This is a genomic window from Pseudomonas sp. GW531-T4, assembly GCF_017349615.1.
Classification (GTDB): domain Bacteria; phylum Pseudomonadota; class Gammaproteobacteria; order Pseudomonadales; family Pseudomonadaceae; genus Aquipseudomonas; species Aquipseudomonas chlororaphis_I.
Window position 1 is genome coordinate 1 of sequence record NZ_JACMZT010000069.1, and the last position, 19,307, is coordinate 19,307.

Here is a 19,307-nt window from a genome sequence, read left to right on the forward strand (position 1 = left end):
CTAGCGAGGACCGGACGCTGGGGGCAAGAGCCTTTGGTTACTTTGGGCTCTTCAAAGTGACTCGCCGTAAGGGCGAAACCCTAAGCCGCCGTTACCGCAGCAACGGATATGTACACGGCCAAGGCCAAGGCCAAGGCCCGGAGGCACTCCCATGAACCCACAACTCCCTTATGCCTGGGCCAAATCCCAACGCATCCTCCTGCGTCACAGCGAGGAGGGCGCCGTACTCCTGGTCTGCCCCTCGACCCCCGGCTGGTCGATCAGCGAAGCACGCCGCCAGTTCGGCCCGGCGCGCCTGGAGCGGGTGCGCGACGAAGAACTCGACGGCCTGCTGGCCAGCGCCTATTCCGACACCGGCAGCGCCGCCGCGGTGGTCGGCGCCGCCGAAAACGAAGTCGACCTCGACCGCCTGATGCAGGACATCCCGGAAATCACCGACCTGCTCGACACCCAGGACGGCGCGCCGGTGATCCGCATGATCAACGCCTTGCTGACCCAGGCCGCGCGGGACGAGGCCAGCGATATCCATATCGAGCCCTATGAAAGCCATTCGGTGGTGCGCTACCGGGTCGACGGCACGCTGCGCGACGTGGTCTCGCCGCGCAAGGCCCTGCACGGCGCGTTGGTGTCGCGGATCAAGATCATGGCCCAGCTCGACATCGCCGAAAAACGCCTGCCCCAGGACGGCCGCATCGCCTTGCGCGTGGCCGGGCGGCCCATCGATATCCGGGTGTCCACGGTGCCCACCGGGCACGGCGAACGGGTGGTGATGCGTCTGCTGGATAAACAGGCCGGGCGCCTGCAACTGGAAACCTTAGGGATGGACCCCCAGGTGCTGGGCAAGCTCGACAACCTGATCCGCCAGCCCCACGGCATCGTGCTGGTCACCGGCCCCACCGGCAGCGGCAAGACCACCAGCCTCTACGCCGCTCTGGCGCGGCTGGACGCCAGCACCAGCAATATCCTCACCGTCGAAGACCCGGTGGAATATGACTTGCCGGGCATCAGCCAGATCCAGGTCAACGCCAAGATCGACATGACTTTCGCCCTGGCCCTGCGCGCGATCCTGCGCCAGGACCCGGACATCATCATGATCGGCGAGATCCGCGACCTGGAAACCGCGCAGATCGCCGTGCAGGCTTCGCTTACCGGCCACCTGGTGCTGGCGACCCTGCACACCAACGACGCGGTGTCGGCGGTCAACCGCCTGATCGACATGGGCGTCGAGCCGTTCCTGCTGGCCTCGTCGATGCTCGGCGTGCTGGCCCAGCGCCTGGTGCGCCGGTTGTGCCCGCACTGCAAGGAAGAAGACCCGACCGCCCCCGGCACCTGGCGCCCGGTGGGCTGCCCGGCCTGTAACCAGGTCGGCTACAGCGGGCGCACCGGCATCCACGAGCTGTTCTGCATCGACGACGACATTCGCAGCCTGATTCACCAGGGCGCCGACGAACAGGCGTTGCGCGCCGCCGCGCGCCGCGCCGGGATGTTCAGCATGCGCGAGGACGGCGAGCGCTGGGTGCGCAGCGGCGCCACCGCCCCTGAAGAAATCCTTCGCGTAACCCGGGACGCCTGATGAACCGTTATCGCTACGAAGCCGCCGACGCCCTCGGCAAGATCGAGTCCGGGCACCTGGAAGCCGACAGCCAGAGCGCCGCCTTCGGCGTGCTGCGCAGCCGCGGGCTGACGGCCCTGATGGTGCAGGTCGAGAGCAACACGCCCAAAACCGGTGGCGGCGGCCTGTTCAGCGCCAAGCTGTCGGACAACGACCTGGCCTGGGCCACCCGCCAGTTGGCCAGCCTGCTGGGCGCCAGCCTGCCCTTGGAAGCGGCGCTCAGCGCCACGGTGGAGCAGGCCGAACGCAAGCACATCGCCCACACCCTCAGCGCGGTGCGCGCCGATGTGCGCAGCGGCATGCGCCTGGCCGAAGCCCTGGCGGCGCGGCCACGGGATTTCCCGGACATCTACCGGGCGCTGATCGCCGCCGGCGAAGAGTCCGGCGACCTGGCCCAGGTCATGGAGCGCCTGGCCGACTACATCGAGGAACGCAACACCCTGCGCGGCAAGATCCTCACCGCCTTTATCTACCCCGGGGTGGTGGGGCTGGTCTCGGTGGGCATCGTGATCTTCCTGCTCAGCTACGTGGTGCCCCAGGTGGTCAGCGCCTTCTCCCAGGCGCGCCAGGACCTGCCGGGGCTGACCCTGGCGATGCTCAACGCCAGCGATTTCATTCGCGCCTGGGGCTGGTTGTGTTTCGGTGTGCTGGCCGGCGGTTTCTGGAGCTGGCGCCTGTACCTGCGTAACCCCCAGGCCCGCTTGAACTGGCACAGCCGGGTACTGCGTCTGCCGCTGATCGGGCGCTTCGTGCTGGGTCTGAACACCGCGCGCTTCGCCTCGACCCTGGCGATCCTCGGTGGAGCCGGGGTGCCGCTGCTGCGCGCCCTCGAAGCGGCGCGCCAGACCCTGTCCAACGACCGCCTGAGCCAGAGCGTCAGCGATGCCACCGCCAAGGTCCGCGAAGGCGTCAACCTGGCCGCCGCGCTGCGGGTGGAAAAAGTCTTCCCGCCGGTGCTGATCCACCTGATCGCCAGCGGCGAAAAAACCGGCGCCTTGCCACCCATGCTCGAACGCGCCGCGCAAACCCTGTCCCGCGACATCGAACGCCGCGCCATGGGCATGACCGCCTTGCTCGAACCACTGATGATCGTGGTCATGGGCGGGGTGGTGCTGGTGATCGTCATGGCGGTGCTGCTGCCGATCATCGAGATCAACCAGTTGGTGCAATAAAAGGGGGGCTTCTGTAGGAGCGAAGCTTGCTCGCGATAGCGTCCGTCCAGACGACTCGCGTCGCCTGGATCGCGGGCAAGCCTCGCTCCTACGGTCATGGCGCCGAACTGCTGTCGACGCGAATGCCTGTAGCCGCTGCCGAGCGCAGCGAGGCTGCGTCGCCAAACCTGAACACGCGGTTCGCCAGGAACAACAGCAGGGGTTGTCTCAATTTTTTTCTGCTCCGAGGCCTGCCACCCGAGCGGCCAATCCGCCGAACTCGGGTTCCTCGTTCTGTCATGCACAACCACCCCCATCGCCCCCAGCCCAAGACCCACGCCGCGTCGGCCCGTGAGCTGGCAAAAGGCCCCGCGAAACCTCGCTGTCACCTGCGCTGAAAAGCCCGTGCCAAGGCCCCCGAACACCCGAGAAAGTTTTTGAAAATCAAGGCCTTTCTCCCGAGGTTTTTTCCTTTATCTGTCACCGGAAGCTGCGAACTTCTTACCCATGGCCTCACCCCGCACAACGCTCTCAGAGCAGGGCAGAGGATCTGAGCGCCATGGCGTCATGCAAGAACCATTGACCTCCGTATACACACGACGAAAGGAGATTCTTCATGTTTAAGCGCACTATGATCGCAGCTTCCATGGCTGTAGCAGCTCTGGCTTCGGCCCAATCGATGGCTGCTGTTGTGGGTGGCGGTGCCACTCTGCCACAGAACCTGTATGGCACCACCGCCGGTACCGGCATCCTGGCTTCCTCGACTCCTGGCTTCAACCCTTACATCGGCGTAGGCAGCGGTGCAGGCAAACAGGCCTTCTTCAACAATGACTCCACCAAGTTCAACCTGGCTGCTGGCATCAACGTCGACTACGCCGGTAGCGACTCGATCGTGAGCCTGGCTGAACTTAACGCCTACAATGCCAGCGCCGACAAGGGCCGTACCACCTTCGGTCCTTTGATCCAGATCCCGGCCGAAGCCACTTCGGTGACCGTGCCTTACAACATCGCTGGCAAAACCACGTTGAACCTCACCAGTGCTCAACTGGCCGATATCTTCTCGGGCAAGATCCAGAACTGGAAAGATGTCTCCTTCGGTGGTACGGCTGGTCCTGATCTGCCAATCAAGGTTGTCTATCGCACCGACGGCAGCGGCACCACCGAGATCTTCACCACTCACCTGAAAGCCGTGAAGCCTGCTTCGGTACCTGCCGCCAGCAACAGCTTCGCCACCGCCGTAGGCTTCAACCCGGCCACCAATGCTCCAACCGGTTCGACCTACATCGGTGTTTCCGGTAGCGGCGCGATCGCTTCCACCGTGGCCAGCACCAACGGCGCCATCGGTTATGTCAGCCCTGACTTCGCCGAGTTCAACAACGCTGCCAAAGTGGCAACGGTCAATGGCTTCCTGCCAACCGCCGTCAACGTACAGGTCACGCTGGATACCGCACTGCCACCGACCAACCCTGCCAGCGGCAAGGACGTCGCCAACCCACTGGACTGGGTACCGACCTTCGCCAACCCAAGCACCGGCTACCCAATCGTAGGTTATACCAACCTGGTCTTCAGCCAGTGCTACAAGGACGCCGGCGACAACCTGCGTATCCGCAACTTCCTCAACACCCACTACACCGGTGGCAACAACGCCACTGTGACCAGCCACTCCTTCATCCCACTGCCAGCCAGCTGGCAGACCGCTGTACACAACACCTTCTACAACACCACCAGCGCCCTGCGCGTAGGCAACACCAACGTCTGCAACGGCATTGGTCGTCCGGCCTGATACCCCGCCATCGGCAGGGTTCGTGTAACCGCCGGCAATGGCTCAAGCCATTGCCGGCTTTCTCGTTTCCGGCTGTTGTCGCGCAGATGAACTTTGCATGACAAGAGTTCGGTCGCGCCTGCCCATAACCGCCTTAGCAGTAATCCCGCGAATGTTTTGGCGGCAACCGTCGTACCCGCCATTCGCCCGAACAGTAAAAAGGATCCGCAAGTGATGCGCTCTGAGCCGAATCAGCCTGTTTCCCGACTCATCAACGCTTCTGCTGCCCATGGACAGCCGGTGCTGCGACTCAAGCCGCTGGCGCACGCCATTGCCCTGTTGATGCTCGCCGGCACGGCCCAGGCCGCGCAGCCTCAGGTCTTCAGTTCGGGTTGGTTCGGAGCCATGGGCGCGAACCAGGGCGCCGGCGCTGCGCGTCCATCGGTGGCGCAGCCGGTCGGTACGCCGCCGCCCCTGGCGCAACAGCAGCGGGTCAACAGTCAGCTGCAACGCTCGATGAGCAACCTCAACAACACAGTAGCGGCCATCGCTGCCCAGCAGGCCGCGCAAGCGGCCGGGCGCGCGGCGGCGCTGACCGCTGCGCAGACCCTGCACAACGGCCTGGGGGGCAATGGCCTGAATGTGCTGGTCGGGGCCGACGGCAAGCCGCTGTTCGTCAACGCCGAAGGGCCGGTACAGACCGATACCAACGGCAAGGCGCTGGTGTCGATCAAACAGACCGCCGACAAGGCGATTCTCAACTGGGAAACCTTCAACATCGGCCGTGACACCACCGTCGAGTTCCAGCAGAACGCCGATTGGGCCGCGCTCAACCGTGTCAACAACAGCACCTCGCCCAGCCAGATCCAGGGGGCACTCAAGGCCGACGGCACGGTGATGATCCTCAACCGCAACGGTGTGGTATTCAGCGGCAGCAGCCAGATCAATGTGCGCAACCTGGTGGCGGCAGCCACCACTATCAGCGATGAACAGTTCAACAACCGTGGGCTGTTCAGCGCCAGCGACAGCGCGCCGACGTTCAGCGACGCCGCCGGCAAGGTGCTGGTGGAGCAGGGCGCGCAACTGCAGACCCATGTGCCAGGATCTTCCACCTCCAGCGGCGGTTATGTGTTGTTGCTCGGCAAGGAGGTGGATAACGCCGGCAGCATCAATACCCCGCGAGGCCAGACCGCTCTGGTCGCCGGCGACAGTTTTGTGATCAAGAAAGGCTACAGCACCGACGGTAACCCGACCTCGACCACCCGCGGCAACGAAGTCGTCGCTTCAGGCGGCGGCAAGGTCAGCAACCACGGCTCGATCCAGGCGGCTACCGGCGACATCACCCTGAGTGCCCAGGAGGTGCTGCAAAAAGGCCTGGCCCTGAGCAGCACTTCGGTGGACGCCCGCGGCACCCTGCATCTGAATGCCCGGGGCAGCGACGCCAAGGTCACCCTGGGCGAGGGCAGTACCAGTGCCATCCTGATCGACAGCAGCATGGCCCTGGACAGCCAGCGCGAGGGGCTGTTGACGCCAGCCTTGAACCAGGCTGGAAATTCTACGCCGGCCGATACCTATCGTCGCGACCAGTCACTGGTGGAGATCGTCAGCGGCGGCACCGTGGACTTCCAGAGCGGTTCGATCACCCTGGCCACCGGCGGCCAGGTCGCGGTGAATGCCGGGCAGCGCAGCCTGGTGCGCGACGGTGCGGTGATCGATGTGTCGGGGGCGGTGGGCGTCAAGGTGGCGATGGAGTCCAACAGCGTCAAGGTCAATATCCAGGGCAACGAGCAGCGTGATGCCTCGGTCAACCGCGACAGCAAGAACCTCAACAACAACGATGTCTGGGTCGATGCCCGCGAGCTGGTGCTGGTCCCGGCAGGGACCAACGGCTACGCCACGGATCGCTGGTACACCGCTGGCGGCTTGCTGGAGGTGGGCGGTTATCTGGGCACCCAGCCGCACAACGTCGGCGAATGGATGGCCCAGGGCGGCAGCGTACGTCTGAGCGGCAATGAGGTGGTGACTCAGCAGGGTTCGCAGATCAACCTCTCCGGCGGCACCCTGGACGTGCAGGACGGGATGATCCAGCAGACCTGGCTGCGGGCCGCCGATGGCCGGCTGATCGAGCTGTCCAGGGCCCCGGGTGACATTCTCTACAGCGGGCTCTACAAAGGCTTCGAAGAGCACAGCGTGCGCTGGGGCCAGACCGAGTACCACTACAACTCGTTGATTGCTCCCCGCGAGCGCCTGGAGCAAGGCTACAGCGTAGGTCGAGATGCCGGCCGTCTGGAAGTCAGCACCCGCAATGCGGTACTCGAAGGGCAGATCGTCGGTGACACCTTCCAGGGCGACCGCCAGACTCAGGCCCCGCGTCCGGGGCTCGACGGCTACCAGCAGGGACAGAACGCCGTGGCCCGGGGCGGGCAGTTGGTGGTGGGGGCTTATGTGCCTTACTACGTCAAGGACAGCGCCAGCCTGCAGTACGCCCTGGGTGCCGATGCCAATACCGTCAAGCAAGTGGTGCTGGGACAGGCCGCGACGATAGCCAATGGGCTGGACCTGGACACTGTCCTGCCCGATGAGCGCAAGGGCACCTTGTGGCTCGACACCGAGCAGCTCAACGGTTTCAAACTCAGCAGCGTCAAGGTCGCTGCCACCGGCAGCATCCTGGTTGAGGGTGCTTTGGAAGTCAGTCCCGGTGGCGATATCACCCTGTACGGTCCTCAGGTGCAGGTTGATGCCGGCCTGACGGCGCATGGCGGCAATCTGGCCCTGGGCAATGTGCTGCAGCAGATCACCAGCAACGGCAAGCTCGACACCACCCTGGCGGCGACGGGGGGCAAGCGCGCGACGCTGACGGTTGGCAGTGGCGTCCGGCTGGACACCAGCGGCCTGTGGAGCAACCTGTTGTTGGACCCTGCCGATGGCAGTCGCTTGCCTTACCTCAATGGCGGCAGCGTCTCGCTGCGCAGCAGCGCCGATGTCGCGCTGGAGAGCGGCAGCCTGATCGACGTGTCATCGGGCGCGGCACTTATGAGCGACGGCAAGACCCGCGCTGGCAAGGGCGGTAATCTCACCCTGGTGGCCAATGCCAACAGCGCGGCGGCCATCGGCACGCTCACCCTGGACGGCGAGCTGCGCGGCCATGGCGTGAACGGTGGCGGCACCTTGAGCCTCCAGAGCGGCAAGGTGCTGATCGGTGAGCGCGCCGCCGACACTGCCGCCGACACCCTGGTGCTGGCCCCGCAGTTTTTCGATAAAGGTTTCGCCGCGTATGACATCACCAGCAACCAGGGCCTGCGGGTGGCCGATGGTGCACAGGTCGAGGTGACCCAACCGGTCTATCTGTTGGGCGATCAGGCCTGGAGCACAGCGACTGGAGCGGACCCGGCCTCTGCGTTGGAACGCTGGTTGCCCGGGCTTTACCAGGAAGACCCGATCAAGGCCGTACTCAGCCAGCGCCAGGGCGCGAGTATCAGCCTGCGGGCCGGCACCGCGCGCTCGAGCGCGGCGGACATGGCCAGTACCCAGCTGGTGGTGGGCAAGGGTGCCGCCATCAGCGTCGACCCCGGCCAGTCGATCGCCCTGGGCAGTATTGGCCAGTTGACCCTGGACGGTGCATTGAATGCCTGGGGCGGCGCCATCACCTTGAGCGGCATCTCGGTTGCGCCGGATGTGGCCGAAGCCGTCGAGAGCGCCGGTCATGGCCGTTCGATCTGGGTGGGGGAACAGGCGGTGCTCGATGTCGCCGCGCGGGCGGTCACCGCGACCGATGCCCTGCGGCGTCGCTACGGGAAGGTGGACGCAGGTGGCACCATCGTGATCGGTGGGCAAATCGACCCGCAGACCGGCATCGCCAGCGCGGCCAATCAATTTGTGGTGGTGCGTGAAGGCGCGCGCCTGGAGGCTTCCGGTGCCCAAGCCATGGTCGATGTGGCGGGTCAAGGGGCTGTGGCGATTGCCAGCAGTGGCGGCAGTATTTCCCTGGCGTCGAATAACGGCCTGTACCTGGACGGCAGTTTTAACGCCCGCGCGGGTGGCAGCGGTGCGGCCGGCGGCTCGCTGGATGTGGCGCTGGAGGTACCGCTCTACCGCACCAGTGCGTCGCAGCGGGTACGCCAGGCGCGAGAAATGGTGGTTGGCCAGGTCAGCGCCGACAGCCTGTTGCCCAGTGGCGCCGGTCCCGAAACCGTGCAAGACACCCTTGCCTATGGCCATGCCCGGCTGGGGCTGGATAAAGTTCAGGCGGGGGGCTTCGATAACCTGTCGCTGCTCAGCAATGGCCTGATCAGTTTCGACGGCGCGCTGTCGCTGTCTCTGGGGCAGAGCCTGCAGTTGTATGCCGGTGCCCTGGCGTTGAGCGATAGCGCTGCGGCCGGTTCGCGAGTGCAACTGGCCGCACCTTATATACGCTTGGCGGGTGTCGGTGCGGTGGATGCGCCTGACCGCTCGATTCGCCCTACGGTGCAGGGCGGGGTTTCGACCCAGGCTTCAACGGGCAGCCTGTTGGTCACGGCGGGTAACGTACTGGATATCCGCGACGGTGTGAGTATCGGTGCCCATGGCACCACCGCCAGCGGCCTGAGCCAGGCCATCGACCGCCGTGCTTTCGACGACACGCAACTGATCAGCCAGGGCGATATGCGCTTTCTGGCCAGCACCATCGATTTGCGCAACACCAACCTGAGCACCCAGGCCGACTTGCGGCTGGCCGCTGCGCAGATCTACCCGGCCACCGGCGCGGTGGCGCAGGTGCTCGCGGGTTATCGGGGCAATGGCCTGGACTACGATCCAGACCGGACCCTGAGTATCGGGCGCACCGGCAGCGTCGATCCGGCGCAACCCTATTCGGTGTTCGGCAAGCTGACTCTTGGGGCGGCGGTCATCGAGCAGGGCGGCGTGCTGCGGGCGCCCCTGGGCAATATTTCCCTGGGCACCCAGGAGGGGATATTGCGCTACACCAAACAGCTCAACCTGCTGCCGGGCAGCCTGACGTCGGTCAGCGCCGCGGGCCTGACCTTGCCCTATGGCGGCACGGTGGACGGCGTGACCTGGCGTTTCGACGGTAAACAAGTGGACTTGCTGGGCGTGGGCGGCACCAGTTCCAACGCCAACCTGGTGGTGGGCGCGCAGTTGCTGGGGCAGTCGATCGAGGTGCAGCAGGGCGCGGTACTGGACCTCTCCGGCGGCGGCCAGTTGCTGGGTGCGGCATTCGTTTCCGGGCGCGGTGGTTCGACCGATGCGCGCTACAACCCGCTGGTGCAGTTTGGCGCCAATGGTCGCTTCACCTTGCCGGGGCTGGACACCAACCCGGTGTACGCCATCGTGCCCGGAGTCCAGGCGAATGTTGCGCCCAGCGGTGGCGAGGCGGGGGCGACGACGCCCCTGGTGGGCCAGCAGATCAGCATCGACGCAGGCGTCCCCGGCTTGCCGGCGGGCACCTACACCTTGCTGCCTTCGACCTATGCCTTGCTGCCGGGGGCGTTCCGGGTCGAGATCAATGGCTTGGCCGCGCCATTCGGCGCGACCGCGCTGACCCGTGGCACGGTCATGAGCAACGGCTCCTGGTCCAGCGCGGGCCGGCTGTCCATCGCCCAGACCGGGATTCAGGATGCCTTGAGCCGCCAGGTGATCCTGACCCCGGCCGTGGTGCTGCGCAGTTACTCGCAATATAACGAAACCCCGTATGCCGATTTTGTCCGTAGCGATGCCGCGCGCCAGGGAGTGCCTCGCGCAGCGCTGGAGGCCGACGGCAAAACCTTGCGGGTCAGCCTGGTCGCCGGCCAGGGCAATGCCTCCAATGGTTTCGAGTTCGCCGGAGTGGCACGTTCGGCATCGGCCGAAGGCGGTTTTGGCGCGAGCCTGGAGGTAATGTCCGGATCGAGCGGCAGCGGCAGCGCGATCGAGATTCTGCCTGCCGGGGCCACTGCCAACGGCAATGGGGTGTCGTTCCATGCCAATGATCTGAATGCCATTGGTACAGCTCGCATGAGCATTGGCGGAGCACCGAACGTGGTGTATGGCCAAGGTGGCAATTTTGTCCAGTTCGACGCGAACAGTGCCGCTGAGTCGGTGACTCTGCGCCAGGGCGCGACTTTGTCGGCCCCTGAAGTGTTCCTCGTTTCCGGTCGATCCAATGGTGCGATTCAAGTCGAGCAGGGTGCATCGATCAATACCCTGGGGCGTGGCGATGTGGCCTATGACTCCACCGACGGTTTTATCTACCAACCGGGACTTCGCAGCGTGTTGGCCGTCTCCAACGGCGTGCTGCAAATGCTCGCGCCGACCAAGGACGATGCGGGCCGGGGGCCCGGCAGTATCTTGATCGGTGACTGTGTTCAGGCTACTTGCCAGGGCGAAACCACGCTGTACTCCCAGGGCACCATTGCCTTTGCCACCACCAACACCTTCAGGCTGGGTGATGCGGTGCGTTACGGCACCCGTCATCTGGCCCTGGCGGTCGGCGGGGTCAATGTCGGCAGCCCAGAGGCCCTGGCCGCTGCCCAGGCGCGCAATGCCCTGCCGTCGGGGTTGACCCTCAATCAGGACGTCATGAATCGTTTGTTGCGCGGCGATATCGCGAGTGGGGCGCCGGCCCTGGAAACCCTGTCGTTGACCGCCGGCCAGTCATTGAATTTCTACGGCAGCACCACCCTGAGCACCCTGGACAGCAATGGCCAGTCGATGCTCGACAACCTGATGCTCAGTACCCCGGCGATCTACGGCGACGGCGCGGCCGGCGATGTGGCACTGATCCAGACCGGCAACCTGATCTGGAACGGGGCAGCCGGTACGCCCGCTGCGGTGATCGCCAACGGTGCCGGCACCGGCAGCGGCACCCTGGAGATCCAGGCCCGGCGCATCGAATTCGGCTATGGCCCCAACACTCAGCCCGATCCTTTGGCCGACTACGCGCGCCTGGCCCTGGGTTTTGCCAATGTCAATCTCAGCGCCAGCGAGCGCCTGACCGCCAACCATAAGGGCAGCCTGGCGGTCTATCAGTCCCAGGGGGCCTATGAAGCTGGCAAGGGCTTCGTCTACAGCGGCGGCAACCTGAATATCAGCACGCCGTTGCTGACCGGCGAGGCGGGGTCGGTCAACCGCATCACGGCGGGGGGCGACCTGCGGTTGAGTCGCGCACCGGGCCAGCAGGCGGCCTTGCCGGCCATCGACAGCCTTGGCGCTGAAGTGTTGCTGGCCGGCAACAACGTCGAACTGGACAGCGCCGTGGTCCTGCCCAGCGGCAAGCTGACGGTCAATGCCGAGCATGGGTTGAACCTGACCGACCGCGCCCATCTGGACCTGGCCGGGCGCCAGGTCATGTTCAACGAAGTCAGCCAATACAGTTGGGGCGGCGATGTGATTCTGCAAAGCCGCGAGGGCGATATCCGCCAGGCGGCAGGGTCGCTGATCGATCTGTCGGCGCAGAACAACCATGGTGGGAGCCTGAAGGTGGTAGCCGTGGACGAGGGCGGCGGTCAGGTGGATCTACAAGGCCAGCTGCTCGGTGCCAGCTCGGGGCATTACGACGCCGGCGGCACCCTGGTGCCTTACAAGGCTGGCAGCGTCGATATCCGCGCCCAGACCCTGGGGGATTTCGCCGCGCTCAACCAGCGCCTCAACCAGGGCCAGGTGTTCGGCGCCCGCAGTTTCCAGATCAAGCGCGGCGACCTGACGATCGGCAGCGAACTCAAGGCCGGCGAAGTCAACGTTTCCGTGGATAACGGCCAGTTGACGGTGCTGGGTAGCATCGATGCCAGTGGCGAGCGGGTCGGCAGCATTCGCCTGGCTGCCAGCCAGGGCCTGACCCTGGCCGGCAGTGCCTTGCTCGATATCCATGGCACGGCCCTGCGGGTCGACAGCTACGGCAAGATCATCGATTCGCCGAATCGTGCGATGGTCGAACTCAACTCCGGCCTTGGCCAACTGACCCTGGCTGACGGTGCACGCATCGACCTGCGCCACGGCACCTCGGTCGCTGCCGGTACGGCGCCTGGCCAGTACGACGGCCAGGCCCGCGGGACGCTGGAACTCAATGCTCCGCGCCTGGATGCCAGCGACCCGACCCTGGGCGATATCGCCATCGATGCCAGTGGCCGGCTGAACATCCTGGGGGCTCGCTCCATCGCGGTAAACGGCACCGCCCGTTACACCGATGCCCCTGAGGGCACGGCGCCGGCTGCCAGCGGTCGGCCGTACCAGGTGATCGATCAGGCCTACCTGGACGCCAAGCATCAGGACAGCCAGCGCTTTATCGACAATGCCTTGAGCAATGCCAGCCTGATGAATGGCAAGTTGGCTGGCTTGAACAACGCCACCTATGCCGACGCCTTTCACCTGCGCCCGGGGCTGGAGATCGTCACCCAGGGCGATCTGGTGATCAGCGGCGACCTGGATCTCTCCGGTTATCGCTATACCAGTGTCAATCCCCATGCGCAGAAAACCTCAGGGTATGGCTCGGGCGAGCCAGGCAACCTGGTGATTCGCGCCGGGGGCAACCTGGACATCTACGGCAGCATCAACGACGGTTTTGCGCCACCACCGCCGACCCCGGACGATGCCGGCTGGGTGTTGACCCCCGGTCGTCAGGCCTTTGGTGGCGATGTGGTGGTGCCGGGGCCGGGTGTGACGCTGGCGGATGGTAGCCTGTTCCCGGCCGGCAAGACCCTCAACTATGCATTGCCGATCAAACCGGTGCGCCTGGCGCAGGGCACCTTGCTGCCGGTCGAGGCGACCCTGCAGGCACCGCTGGAACTGCCGGCCGGTACGGTGCTGCAAGCGGCCGTGCGCGACAGTGCCGGCAATCAGGTGTATGCCGCCGGTACTCTGATCCGCGAGGCCGTGACCCTGGCCAGCGGCATGACCCTGGACGCTGGCACACGGCTGCCCGCGGCGGCCTCGCTGGGCGCCATGATCTGGCCGGCCGGGGTGCCTTTACCAAGCCGCGACAGCTTTGACTCGAACAATCCGGACGGCGTGCAACTGGCCGGCTCGCTGGCGCTCAAGGTAGGCGCGTTGATTCCGTCGGAAACCGATATCAAGTTGCCGTCCGGGGTGATTTCGGTGCCGCTGCGCACGGTGACCGGTGGGCGCCAGGGCAGCAATTGGGCCGTCGCTTCATTGTTGCCGGAGGGCTCGTTGTCCTGGTCGATGCGCCTGGTTTCGGGGGCTGATACCCAGGCCGCCGACACCCGGGCGATCAAACCGGTGATGGCCGGTGACCTGACCTTGGCCGACACTCATTACGCGGTCTTTGAGGGGCACGAGACCATCATTATTCCGGGGACTCCGGAGCGTCCGGCGGGTGCCTGGTTCTGGAACGAGTTGGGGGTGTTGATCGACCCGAGTTTTGTTGAAGGTACGCGTGTCGCACCGGCGGAGGAGTCCTGGTGCGCCGAAGGTATGTGCAATCGCTTCAACTATGTGTGGAACGACCTCGGGGTATTGATCGACCCTAGTTTTGTCGAGGGGGCACCGGTTTTGGCGGAATATGAATCCTGGTGCGCCGAAGGCCTGTGTACCTCACTGGGCGAAGCCATCCCCGGCACGCCGGAGCAAGTCATCGTCGGTCCGGTGAACAAAGTAACGCCGGTCACCCAGAACTTCAGCGTACTGCGCACCGGTACCGGAGATCTGGACCTGCTGGCGGCGGGTAATGTGGCCATGCAGTCGTCGTACGGGGTCTATACCGCCGGGGCTTCGACCGCTACACGAGCCGGTGATCTGCAGGGCGCTTTCGATCAGGCGCGCAGTCGTGGCGGCGATGGCAGTGTTCTGGGCAGTGCGGCGACCACTTACGAGAGTCTGGTCAACGAGGGGCCGGGCAGTCTGTATGCGGCCTGGTACCCGGATCAGGGCGGCAACCTGTTATTGCGCAGTGGTGGCAGTCTGACGGGTGATGTGTTCAGCAACTACACCGAACCCCGTAAGGAAAACGCCCGCGCTCAATTGGCCAGCTCCAACCTGGGCAATTGGCTCTGGCGCCAGGGGACCGGCGATACGGCCGGGGTTACGCCGATTCCGGCCAGTTGGTGGATCAACTTCGGCACCTATGTGAGTGGTCGCGGAGTAGTGAATACCGGTAATCCCGATAGCAGTATGATTGCGCAGCTTCCGATACTGGTGGGTTTTACCGGTATCGGCACCTTGGGCGGTGGCAATCTGACCCTGGATGTGGGCCGTGATGCCGGTTTGCTCAGCCGTCGTGGCGCTCCGGACGCGGTTTCCTCGCCACGCAGTCAGGGCTTGGTGCTGGCGGTGGGCAGCAGCGGTCGGGTGACCCCTACAGGTGAACTGCTGCTGACCGGCGGTGGCGATCTGGATGTGCGCGTCGGTGGTGACCTGAACCCCGGATTATCGGCTCGGGCCGCCGCCACTGCATCGACTGCCAATCCGGTCTCCACCGACTACACCCGGCAGGATCTGCGTTTGAACGGGGTCTTGAGCAACCTGCGTGGCGCGCTCGGCCTGCAAGCCTCGAGCCTGGGGGGGATTGCCTTGAACTATGGCAGTCTCGCGCTGTTTAACGACAGCAAGGAGAGCCGCGCCTACGATCCGTTCAATGCGTCCCTGGGCACCGCGACAGGGGGCATGGTGTTGATGCTCGGCGACGCCACGGCCAGCCTGGCCACCCGGGGCGACCTGGTGCTGGCCGGTACGGGCGATCCGGGGCGGACCTCTACTGAAAACGCCTCGGCGTTCACCTATGACGGAACTTCTTATGGAACGGGGGGCTATGGCTGGTTTTCGTTGTGGACCGAGCGCACTGCCATTGATCTGTTTTCGGCGGGAGGTAGCCTGACCCCAAGTGTGCAGGTCGGTGATATTGATATAAACAATAACGGTCAACCTATTGGCAACCGCAACAGCTCGCCGACCGATGGCCGATTTATCTTCCCTTCGCAATTGAGCGCAATTGCCGCCAGTGGCGATGTGTTCATCGGTGGCTCGGCGTTGGGGGGGACGAGTAACAACTCGCAGTACTCGTTGCTGTTGGCGCCGTCTACCCAGGGGCGCCTGGAAGTACTGGCCGGGGACTCGATTTATGCCGGCGGTTATGCCATCAACCAGTCTGGAGCCTCTCTGAGCGCGATGCCCACGCCTTTTACCCCGGCATTCGCGGGCTGGGGGACGGGCGCCGCCCCCATAGTGACCAATCTGAGCAGTGACGGCATTACGATTCCGAACATCAAGACCGAGTTTTCGTTGTTCGCCTTTGGTGCCAACACCAACAACGGTCAGTTCGCCAGTACTGATGCGGCGCGCTTTTACGCGGTTGGCGGGGACATAGTCGGATTGCGCAGCGGTGAAATATTGAACTTCACCTTTGGCCCACGGCTTGGACAAACCTGGTACGAAGCAGCAGGGCCGGTGTGGATGAAGGCGGGGCGCGATATTGTCAACTCGGGAACTGCTTTGGGCGAGCCGACAGGGGTCCCCGGCATCATTGCCAGTTCCCTGGGGAATATAATGCGCGATGGCGGCACCAGCAGCGGCAACCTGTTTGTCCATAACAACCCCAACGATATTTCCATCGTTTCCGCCGGACGCGACCTGCTGTTCAGCTCCTTCAACGTCGCCGGCCCCGGCACGCTGGAGATCAGCGCCGGACGCAATATCCTGATGCAGGACAAGGCCTCGGTGAACAGTCTCGGTCCGGTGGTGGCCGGCGACTCGCGGCCTGGCGCCAGCATCGTGATGCAGGCCGGTGTCGGGGCCGCGGGCCTGGATTACCTGAAGTTCGTCACGCCGTACCTGGACCCGATCAATCAGGCTCAGGCTGGCGTGCCGCTGGCCGAGCAACGGGGCAAAGTCGCCAAGACCTATGAAGCCGAATTGTTGAAGTGGCTCAAGGAGCGCTTTGCCTTCGAGGGTTCCAGTGACGAGGCACGGGGCTACTTTGCCAGCTTGCCGGCGGAGCAGCAGCGGGTCTTCGCCCGTCGCGTCTACTTCGAGGAACTGCGTGAGGGCGGCCGCGAGTACAACGATGCAAACGGCCCGCGTTTCGGCAGCTTCCTGCGCAGTCGCAATGCGATCGCTTCCTTGCTGCCAGCCGCCGATGTGGCGGGCAACCCGATCGTTTACGACGGCGACATCACCCTGTATGGCGGCGCGGGTGTACACACCTTGTTTGGTGGTGACATCCAGATGCTGACCCCGGGCGGGCAACAGGTATTCGGCATCGAAGGCGAGGCGCCGCCGGCCAGTGCCGGGATCATCACCCAGGGTGCCGGCGATATCCAGTTGTACTCCCAAGGCAGCATTTTGTTGGGCCAGAGCCGGGTCATGACCACCTTTGGCGGGTCGATCCTCGGCTGGTCGAACGCTGGCGATATCAACGCCGGGCGCGGTTCCAAGACCACCGTGATCTATACGCCGCCCAAGCGGGTCTACGACAACTGGGGCAACGTCACGCTGTCGTCGAACGTGCCAAGCTCGGGGGCGGGGATCGCCACCCTGGCACCGATTGCCGAAGTGCCTGCCGGGGATATCGACCTGCTGGCGCCACTGGGCACCATCGATGCCGGCGAGGCAGGGATCAGGGTGTCGGGCAACGTCAATATCTTCGCCTTGCAAGTGGTCAACGCGGCAAACATCCAGACCCAGGGCAAGTCATCCGGGATACCGGTAGTGGCGTCGGTCAATACCGGGGCCCTGACGTCGGCCAGTTCGGCGGCGTCGTCGGCGACCCAGGCCGCCGAGGATGTGGCGCGCCAGCAGCAGGCGGCGGCGCGGCAGAATATGCCGTCGGTGTTTAGTGTGCAGGTGTTGAGCTTCGGCCAGGAACGCCTGGCGCCGACCCAGGATGGCGCCAGCCGGGCCAACCCCGGTTACAACCCGGACAGCCCGGTGCAGGTGCTGGGCGCCGGGCCGCTGAGCGATCAGGCGCGGCAGCAGTTGACCGAGGAGGAGCGGCGGCAACTGACCTTATAGGTTCTCTCGTGGTACCAAGCCTCGGGGTGATCGTTGATCACCCCTTTTTTTTGCCTGCACCTGTAGGAGCGGCTGGTCACCGCCTTTGCGACGATTCATGGTTTAGGTGGTGGCATTTTAATGTCATTGCGCATTATTCTGCGCCACCCGAATACGCCTGTGGGCGTCGGGCGGCCTTATTTTCTGAATCAGAACCGGATGGATGCCAATGACTGAAGTCGTCATGAAATACCTGAAACTCGCTGGTTTGCTGCTGGCGACCACGACCTTGTTCGGCTGCGCCACCAGCCGTTCGGTGGTAGATATCGACGGGCCTGAAGTGGCCAGCGGCAACGGCCAGAAGGTGGTGATCAACGTGCTCGACGAGCGTCGTTTTGAAGCCGATCCGCGCAGTGCCGACATTCCTTCGCTGAAGAATGGCGAGATCAACGACAAGGCGATCACCGAGCGCGCGATTGCGCGCAAGCGCAATGGCTATGGCATGGGGCTGGGCGATGTGCTGTTGCCGGAGGGCGTCAAGGTCAGCACGCTGATTGCCAAGAGCATCGGCGCAGCCTACGGCAAAGCCGGTTATCAAGTGGTGCCGAGCACCGAGCAGGCGTCGGATGCCAGGACCATCACCGTGCATGTGGTCGAGTTCTGGTCATGGATGTCGCCCGGTGCCTTCTCCGTTGCGGTGAACAACAAATCGCATCTGAAGGTGGACACCGGTAGCGCGTCCTCGCCTGTCGAGGTCAAGACCTTGAAACGCGAAGGCATGCAGATGATTACCGAGGATGACTGGAAACTGATCACCGAGGCTGGCTTGCAGGCCATCAGCGAGTCCATGGCCAAGCAGCTCTGAATCCAGGGCTGTTCAACTGCCGGGCGCCCGCATGCTGATGGGGCCCCGAGCGCTTACTTCCCTGACGTTTGCTCTGTAGCCGCTGCCGAAGGCTGCGATAAGGTCCGAAGGACCTTCAGCGGTCTTGAAACCGTCACGGCCATTCGGCCGATCGCAGCCTGCGGCAGCGGCTACAGGTGTGCGATGTCAGGCCTGCAGGCGCCAGCCCATGACGTCGAGCAGGTCGCAGCTGTCGCGCAGCAGGATGGCGCTGGCGTTGGCCAGGTGTTGCAGGTCGGCGCTGTCGGCGTCTTTCAGGTCGAGGCGGGCGAGGCTTTCCAGCACTTGGGTGACGGCCAGCAGGCGCGCTGTGCTGTTGGCGTGGAGGACGTCGAGTGGGGTGTTCTTGTCGATCAGCAGGCAGGGGATGAGGCTGTCGATGCCCGTGAGGGGGATGTATTGCTGAGTCATCGGTAACGCTCCTTAAGCTATTTGAAATAGCCGCCCGGTATTCGTCGCCAAACAAATGGGGTGGCAGCTGTACGCGGGTTGGCGAACCGGAAAAAGCCTAAGAAAAACCGGCAGACCCTGAGGTCTCCCACGCACAGCCGCCATTGAGTTTTTGACGAAGGCATGACTTCGCAAAAAATAAGGCACTGATGCGCGTCTCTTAAGTTTTATTTCCAGGTCGCCAAACCCGGTCGCCTTATGGATGAGCAAGGACTATAGGGCGGGGGCTCGGCAGCAAACAAGTCAGCACTTTCTGCAAGTTGTGTAGGGCCAATCGCTGTCCGTTGCCCGTTGTTTTACGCGGGTTTCAGAGGGGCAAGCTTTTCAGGATCGCCTGATTCAGCCGCCTGATTTTCGTCGTTACGTTCGAGGCAAATTCCTCATGGAGAACGTAGCCATGGCCTTTGTCATCAGGGAAGGCGACCCCACCACAACCGGCGGCAAGGTCATTGCCGGATCGGCCACCACCTTTGTCGTGGATCAACGCGTCGCCCGCATTGCCGACCCGGTGTGGTT

General features: G+C 64.2%; 7 protein-coding genes. 6 read left to right on the forward strand and 1 reads right to left on the reverse strand.

What is annotated here, in order from left to right; translation table 11 throughout:
* Positions 1–151 precede the first annotated feature (151 nt).
* The 5 genes from gspE to J4D28_RS29500 all read left to right on the forward strand — a co-directional run bounded on the left by gspE (position 152) and on the right by J4D28_RS29500 (position 18,302).
* Positions 152–1,573 (forward strand): type II secretion system ATPase GspE, encoded by a 1,422-nt coding sequence (gene gspE, locus J4D28_RS29480; protein WP_009048770.1) that lies wholly within the window; start codon positions 152–154, stop codon positions 1,571–1,573.
* The gene (gene gspF, locus J4D28_RS29485) at positions 1,573–2,784 is read left to right on the forward strand and encodes a type II secretion system inner membrane protein GspF (protein ID WP_009048771.1); all 1,212 of its coding nucleotides are present in this window, start codon (positions 1,573–1,575) and stop codon (positions 2,782–2,784) included. The genes gspE and gspF overlap by 1 nt, the downstream gene beginning before the upstream one ends.
* 595 nt (positions 2,785–3,379) lie before the next feature.
* A complete protein-coding gene (locus J4D28_RS29490; RefSeq protein ID WP_103331888.1) occupies positions 3,380–4,546 on the forward strand; it encodes a substrate-binding domain-containing protein in 1,167 nt (388 codons plus the stop codon).
* 213 nt (positions 4,547–4,759) lie between these two features.
* Positions 4,760–17,458, forward strand: a complete 12,699-nt coding sequence (locus J4D28_RS29495; RefSeq protein ID WP_103331887.1) for a filamentous haemagglutinin family protein — start codon at positions 4,760–4,762, stop codon at positions 17,456–17,458.
* Between the two features lie 208 nt (positions 17,459–17,666).
* Positions 17,667–18,302 (forward strand): hypothetical protein, encoded by a 636-nt coding sequence (locus tag J4D28_RS29500; protein ID WP_016704710.1) that lies wholly within the window; start codon positions 17,667–17,669, stop codon positions 18,300–18,302.
* Positions 18,303–18,488: 186 nt separating this feature from the next.
* Here J4D28_RS29500 and J4D28_RS29505 read toward each other — a convergent pair whose 3' ends face one another.
* Positions 18,489–18,752: a short-chain dehydrogenase gene (locus J4D28_RS29505; protein ID WP_028682435.1), complete on the reverse strand. Its 264-nt coding sequence runs from the start codon at positions 18,750–18,752 to the stop codon at positions 18,489–18,491.
* A 436-nt stretch (positions 18,753–19,188) separates the two neighbouring features.
* On the opposite strand from J4D28_RS29505, the gene J4D28_RS30820 reads away from it, so the two are divergent.
* On the forward strand, positions 19,189–19,307 hold a 119-nt coding region (locus J4D28_RS30820; RefSeq protein ID WP_404940540.1), incomplete at its 3' end, for a PAAR domain-containing protein.

Coding starts and splice junctions, on each gene's coding strand:
- gspE (WP_009048770.1), top strand. CDS start 152: ATGAACCCACAACTCCCTTATGCCTGGGCCAAATCCCAACGCATCCTC.
- gspF (WP_009048771.1), top strand. CDS start 1,573: ATGAACCGTTATCGCTACGAAGCCGCCGACGCCCTCGGCAAGATCGAG.
- J4D28_RS29490 (WP_103331888.1), top strand. CDS start 3,380: ATGTTTAAGCGCACTATGATCGCAGCTTCCATGGCTGTAGCAGCTCTG.
- J4D28_RS29495 (WP_103331887.1), top strand. CDS start 4,760: ATGCGCTCTGAGCCGAATCAGCCTGTTTCCCGACTCATCAACGCTTCT.
- J4D28_RS29500 (WP_016704710.1), top strand. CDS start 17,667: ATGACTGAAGTCGTCATGAAATACCTGAAACTCGCTGGTTTGCTGCTG.
- J4D28_RS29505 (WP_028682435.1), bottom strand. CDS start 18,752: ATGACTCAGCAATACATCCCCCTCACGGGCATCGACAGCCTCATCCCC.